We start from the raw sequence: 5775 nt of genomic DNA on the forward strand, positions 1-5775 counted from the left end.
CCTGCGGATAATCCAGCGCCGTATCGTTGAACCCCACCAGCAACTGTTCGCGCTCATCGGCCGGCAGAATCGACAGGCTCTGCAACGACGCCTGCGGCGTCTGCTCCAAGGCCTCCACCAGTTGCTCCAGCGCCGTGTGCATATAGCCACAGACCCGCCGCGCACCCATCGACGAAGCCACCAGGGCAGTCAGGTTGAAACCCTCGCCCAGGTCATCGACGTTCAAGGTCAGCGGGTAGTTGGTGCGCTCTTCGCCACTGAGGGCATGGATACCGTGCCAGGCCTGCACGGCCTGCTCGGAAACACTCCCAACGGCGCTATGACGATAGTTGAGCAAGGCGCTGAACAATGGTGTCGGTGCGGCCACGCCACTGCAACGCTGGGCCAGGGCCAGGGACGCATGTTCGTGCCCCAGCAGCGCGGTCAGCCGCGCATGGGTCGCCTTGACTCCGGCGCGCACGCCCTGCCCGCCCACGGTAACCCGCAGCGGCAAGGTGTTGATAAACATCCCCAGTGCGCGGTCGGCACCCTCGCCGCCCTGCATCCGGCCCATCAGTACGGTACCGAACACCACATCGCGGCGCCCCGAGACCTTACCCAGCACCTGGGCCCAGGCCAGGTGCACCAGGCTGGCGACGCTTACCCCCAGTTGCCGGGCCTGAGCGCGAAGGCGCAGGTCAAGCTGGCGGTCCAGCGCCTGGCCGGCTTCCTCGATATCGCTGCCATCGCCCTGCACATCCTGCAAGCCGAACGGCAGGGTCGGTTCCTCCACCTCACCGAGCATGTCGCGGAAAAATGCTTCGTGATCGGCCTGGCTGACACCCAGGCGCGCCTGGGCCACATAGTTGCGATACGGCACCGGCGCCGACAAGGCCGCAGCCTCACCCAGCAGCCAGGCCTGCATTTCATGCTGCACCACCTCCATCGCCATATGGTCCAGGGCGATGTGGTGGAACAGCAGCATCGCGCTGATCCGCTGGTTGAGCGGATCTTCGGCATAGGCCAGGCGCATCAGCGGCGCCTGGGTGACGTCCAGGCGGTAGTGTCGCGGGTCGAAACGGCTGTGCAGTTGCGCACCGATTTCGCCGGCCGTCGGGTCGAGCTCAAGCGCATCAAGGTGCAGGCGCGCCTGGCGCCAGACCACTTGCACGGGTGAATCCAGGCCTTCCCAGACCACCCCGGTACGCAGGATGTCATGGCGGTCGATGACCATCTGCAAAGCCTGGACAAAGGCGTCCAGGCGCTCGTGGTCATCAAAGGCGAACTGGGTCTGCAACACATAGGGATCGCCGGCCCGGGCCGCCAGGTGGTGATAGAGAATGCCCTCCTGCAACGGCGCCAACGGGTAGATATCCTGCACATTGGCGGTACCGCCCGGCACCGTCGCCACCACCTGGTCGATCTGCGCCTGGGTCAGGTTGGCCAGCGGCAGCAGGTCCGGGGTGATTCGTTCGCAAACCTTGCCAATCCGGTTGTCCGGCACGCTGATTTCGCGGCCGCCGCCGACAGCAGCGGCCAGCGCGGCCAGGGTCGGCTGGCTGAACAGCACGCGCACGTCGGCACTCAGGCCCAACTGGCGCATGCGCTCGATCAGACTCACGGCCAGCAGCGAGTGCCCGCCGAGCTCGAAGAAATGGTCGTGGCGTCCGACTCGCTCGACTTTCAGCAACTCGGACCACAGCCGCGCCAGGGTGATTTCCAGTTCGCCCTCGGGGGCCCGGAACTCACGGCTGGCATAGGCATCGGCGTCCGGTGGCGGCAAGGCCCGGCGATCCAGCTTGCCGTTGGCCGTCAGCGGGAACGACTCGAGGACGACGAAGGCACTTGGCAGCATGTATTCAGCCAGGGACGCCGCCAGCTCGCGACGCAATTCCGGTACCGACAAGGCGCTCCCGGTCTCGCCTACCAGGTAGGCGACCAGACGCTTGTGTCCGGGTTCATCCTGACGGGCCAGCACCACGGCTTCCCTGACGCCCGGGCAAGCGCCCAGGCGCGCTTCGATCTCTCCCAGTTCGATCCGGAAACCACGAATCTTCACCTGGTCGTCGTTACGTCCGAGGTACTCGACAACCCCGTCCATGGTCCAGCGCGCCAGGTCGCCAGTGCGGTACAATAGTGCCCCGGCCTCGGCATTGAACGGGTCGGCGACGAACTGCGTGGCGGTCAGTTCCGCGCGGTTCAAATAGCCCTTGGCCACGCCCTGCCCGCCGATATATAACTCGCCGACCACACCCACGGCCACCGGTTGGCGCAAGGCATCGAGGACATAGACCTGGCTGTTGCCGATCGGCCGGCCGATGGGAATGCCACCGCTGCCCACCGAGGTGATTTCGAAGGTCGTGGAGAAGGTGGTGGCTTCGGTCGGACCATAGCCGTTGAGCAGATGCCGCGGGGCCCCCTCTTCCAGGACCCGGGCGATCACCGCCGGGTCCAGCACATCGCCGCCGACGATCAGGTAGCGCAAACGACCGAAGGCTTCCATCAGGCCGCCGGCATATTGATGGAACAGGCCGGCGGTCATCCACAGCACGCTGACCGACTGTGCCAGCAGCAGCGCGCGGAATTCGTCCAGGGACAGCAATACCGACTGTTCCACCACGACCACGCAACCGCCATTGAGCAGTGGCGCCCAGACATCCAGGGTACTGGCGTCGAAGGATGGGTTGGAAGCGAAGGCGACGCGGTCGCCGGCATTGAAATCGGCATAACCGTTGTTGATCACCAGGCGGCTGACCGCCCGGTGCGGCACCAGTACCCCTTTGGGCGTACCGGTGGAGCCGGAGGTGTACATGATGTAGGCCACCGACTCGGCGGACGCGGCCTGCGCCGGGTTCGACACGTCGGCGTCCAATTCCAGGCTGTCCAGATCGACCCGCTGGAGACCTTCGGGCAGCACGCTGCCGCTCAGGGTCAATACCCGCCGCGCGGCGCTGTCGTGCAGCATGAATGCCTGGCGTTCGGCGGGCGCATTGATATCCAGCGGCACATAGGCGGCGCCGCACTTGATGATCGCCAGTTGGCCGGCCAGCAGGTCGAAGGAGCGCTCCAGCAACAGTGCCACCCGATCGCCCGGTTGTACGCCGAGGCCGGTCAGGTGGCGGGCCAGGCCATTGGCCCGGCTGTTGAGTTGTTGGTAGGTCAGGCTCCGGCCATCCTGAACGGCCGCCACCGCATCGGGCTGCGCCAGCACTTGTTGTTCGAACAGTTCTTGCAGGCTGCTGTCCCGCGGATAGTCACGCGCCGTGGCATTGAAGCCGTGCAGCACTTGCCGGCGCTCGGCCGGCGGAAGGATCTCGAGGTGCTGCAAGGGCGTTTGCGGCTGTTGCTCCAAAGCCTCGACCAGGGCGCCAAGGGCCGCCAACATATAGTCGCCGACGCGCTGCGCACCGATTTCCACCAAGGCCTGGACCGCCAGGCTGAAGTCTTCGCCCAGGTCATCCACCGACAGGGTGATCGGGTAGGTGCTCTGCTCTTCACCGCCGAGGCTGTGCAAACCGGCCCAGGCTCGTACGGTCTCCGCCGATGCCACCGACTCGGTGCTGCTGTGGCGGTAGTTGAGCAGCGAACTGAACAATGGCGCCGGCGCGGCCACACCGCTGCAGCGTTGGGCCAGGGCCAGGGAGGCGTGCTCGTGGCCGAGCAAGGCGGTCAGGCGCGCGTGGGTGGTCTTGACCCCTTCGCGTACGGCATGCCCCTCGAGCTTTACTCGCAACGGCAAGGTGTTGATAAACATGCCCAGGGCCCGGTCGGCACCTTCGCCGCCCTGCATCCGGCCCATCAGCACGGTGCCGAAGACCACGTCCGACTTGCCCGAAACGGCGCCCACCACCCGTGCCCAGGCCAGGTGATGCAGGCTCGCGGCGCTGACCCCAAGCTGTCGGGCCTGGGCCCGCAGGCGCAGGCTCAAGGCGGCCTCGACCGGCAAGCGGACCTCTTCGATCAGCGGGTCGCCGCCTGGGATTTCGACCACGCCAAATGGCAGCGTCGGTTCATCGACGTCCGCCAACATATCGCGGAAAAAGCCTTCATGGGCATCGGCCCCGGCACCCAGCCGGACTTGCGCCACATAGTTGCGATACGGCACCGCCTCGGGCAAGGCATGGCCTTCGCCGAGCAGGTAGGCCTGCATCTCGTACTGCACCAGCTCCAGCGCGGCGTGGTCGATGGCAATGTGATGGAACAGCAGGATCGCCACCCAGCGTGCATTGGCCCGGTCCTCGGCGCAGACCAGGCGCATCAGCGGCGCCTGGCGCAGGTCGAGGCGGTAATGCCGGGAATCGTAGCGTTCGCGCAACTGGGCCTCGATATCACCGTCGGCGGTCGCCAGTTCAAGCTCATCCACCGCCAGGGTCGCTTCGCGCAACACTACCTGTACCGGTTCGTCGAGGCCTTCCCAGACCATCGCGGTACGCAGGATATCGTGGCGTTCGATCACCGCTTGCAAGGCCTGGGCGAAATCGTCGAGGCGCTCGCGGTTATCGGCACCGAACAGCGCCCGCAACACATAGGGGTCACCCTGTCCGGCGGCCAGGTGATGGTAGAGAATGCCTTCCTGCAGGGGTGCCAGCGGGTAGATATCCTGCACATTGCCGGCACCGCCAGGCACCGCGTCGACGATGCGGTCGATCGCCTCCTGGCTGAGGTTGGCCAGCGGCAGCATCTGCGCGGTAATGCGGAACGCCGGGCTCAACCAGTCTCCGCCGTTTCGTGCCACCAGCTTGAGCAGTTCCGCCTTGTGCACGCCGAGACTGTCGAGTACGGCGCTGTCAAGGCCCTCATCGTCACCGAGAATCACCAGATCGTCTTCTTCCTGTTGAAGACGGATCGCGTGCGTGGAAAGAACTGCCATCAATTCGCTGAAGTGCATCGAATAACCTGCTGTTTATCATTTCGGAGAGGGTTGACGACCCAAAGGCTCGGTGTCGGAGACAGCGTTTCGCGCGATAAAGAACGGAGGGGCTTCGAGGTTCGAAGACAGCACGGGAGTCCGGGCGCAGGCGTGACCGGGTCTGCAGCGACAAAGGGCTGCGGTCCACTGACACATGCGAAACATCCCATTCGCCATGCTCCCCACAGGTCTCGAAAATTAGAGCATCCATGGGCGACTGTCTGTCATGGGAAGCCGGGACAAGGCGCGCCATAAGCTCGCCCTGCCGGGGGTTGCACAGGAGGGAGAAAAAAAGAGGGCAACGGCCCGACCGATTGCAAATCGGACGGGCCGTGCCAGGGCTTCAGATACGGCGTTTGCGATTGAGCGTCGGAATCTTCGTCTGCGGCACCTCCACCCGTTGTGTGGTACCCACCGAGGCGGCCACCTGGGACAGTGTCGGCTGGCCGAACAACACCCGCACATCGGCTTCCAGGTTGGCCTGGCGCATCCGCTCGATCAGGCTCACCGCCAGCAGCGAATGGCCGCCCAGTTCGAAGAAGTGGTCGTGGCGCCCCACTCGTTCGACCTTGAGCAAATCGGCCCAGAGCGCCGCCAGCCGGGTTTCGACTTCACCCACCGGGGCTTCGTAGACACGCGAAGCGTAGGCGCTGCTGTCCGGCACCGGCAGGGCCTTGCGGTCGAGCTTGCCGTTGGGGGTCAGCGGCAGCGCGTCAAGCTGCATGTAGGCCGCCGGCAGCATGTAGTCCGGCAGCAGTCCTTGCAGATAAGCGCGCAAGGCACCACTCTGCGGTACCTCACCGCTGTTGCCTGGGGTGAAATACGCCACCAGGCGGGTTTCACCCGGCACGTCCTCGCGGGCCATCACCACCGTTTCCCGCACCTCG

At 65.4% G+C, this 5775-nt stretch carries 2 protein-coding genes; both read right to left on the reverse strand.

Going from position 1 to position 5775, the window contains the following annotated elements:
- On the reverse strand, positions 1-4867 hold a 4867-nt coding region (locus tag M5B99_RS29120; protein WP_248807382.1), incomplete at its 3' end, for a non-ribosomal peptide synthetase.
- Between the two features lie 364 nt (positions 4868-5231).
- Positions 5232-5775, reverse strand: a 544-nt coding sequence (locus tag M5B99_RS29125) for a phosphopantetheine-binding protein (protein WP_248807383.1), incomplete at its 5' end; no start/stop codon positions are given.

Source organism: Pseudomonas sp. MWU13-2100 (genome assembly GCF_023242365.1).
Lineage (GTDB): Bacteria > Pseudomonadota > Gammaproteobacteria > Pseudomonadales > Pseudomonadaceae > Aquipseudomonas.